The following is a 982-nucleotide window of genomic DNA, read 5'->3' as shown; positions in this document are numbered from 1 at the left end:
GCCGTAGCCGGGGAGCAGGGCGGGTTCGGCGTCGGCCTGGAACAGGGTGCGGTCGGTGATGATGAGCTGGATTTCGACGCCGATGATCCCGCCGGGGGTGCCGGTGGTGCGTTCGACCAGGGCATCGGCCATCAGCTGCCCGCGGCCCCTCGGATCCCCGGCCGTGCGGAGGGTGTCGGCGTGCCCGGTGAGGGCCTTGTAGACGGCGACGCCGGCGGTCACGGGCAGCAGGGCGGTGAGGTGGCACATGGTGTCGGGGGCCGGGCGGAGGCTGACGTGCCGCTCGGTGGCGGCGTGCGTGGCGCGTTCGGTCACGGAGCGGGGATTACGCCGGTACGCGGCGGCCCTCGCGGCGGCGACCAGGGACCGGTCACCGGCGCCGGCGAACGTCCCGGCGTCGGGCGCGAGTTCGGCGTCGACGGCGGCCCGGTCGGCGGCGGTCAGGCAGGCGGTTTCGCGCACGAGCAGGGTGGCGCGCCATTCGTTCAGCTGCCCGGCCTGCAGGGCGGCGAGGGTGTGCGGCATTTCGGTCACGAGGGCTTTGGCCAGGCCCAGGAGCCGGCCGCCCCTGGCCGGGGATTCGCGCCGGGCGAGGGCAATCTGCGGGCCGATCCCGGCGCCGAGCTTCTCCGCCGGGACTCCGGCGGCGGCCTGTTCGCGGCGCTGCCGTGCATCACAGTCGAACGCTATCCGGGCCTGCAGGGCGGCCGCGGCCGACTTCATGTCCTCAAGCTCGCGAAGCTGGTCGATCATCCCGGCACTGTCCGTGGCCGGAAGGATCTCCGACATCATGCGGACCAGGTCCTTGACGGCCACCGGAGCACTGACCGGAACGGCGGCGGCGCGGCTCCCGGCGCGGCCGAGGCCGCCGTCGCCGTCTCCCGCCGGAACCACTTCGGGCCCCTGAATGCCGTCCATGAACCCAGTCTCCCAGAGACCTCCGACAATCTAAGCGACAGCTGGAAGAGACCCCGGAAAGCAC

1 pseudogene is annotated in these 982 nt (G+C 73.2%); it reads right to left on the bottom strand.

The annotated features are described in order from the left end of the window. Positions 1–918, bottom strand: a pseudogene (locus tag C560_RS24110) (DUF222 domain-containing protein); the annotation flags it as partial. Between the last annotated feature and the right edge of the window lie 64 nt (positions 919–982).

The organism is Arthrobacter sp. 9MFCol3.1, from assembly GCF_000620385.1.
Taxonomy (GTDB): Bacteria; Actinomycetota; Actinomycetes; order Actinomycetales; family Micrococcaceae; genus Arthrobacter.
The sequence above is the reverse complement of the archived record's forward strand: the minus strand, read 5'-3'. Positions and strand labels throughout refer to the sequence as shown.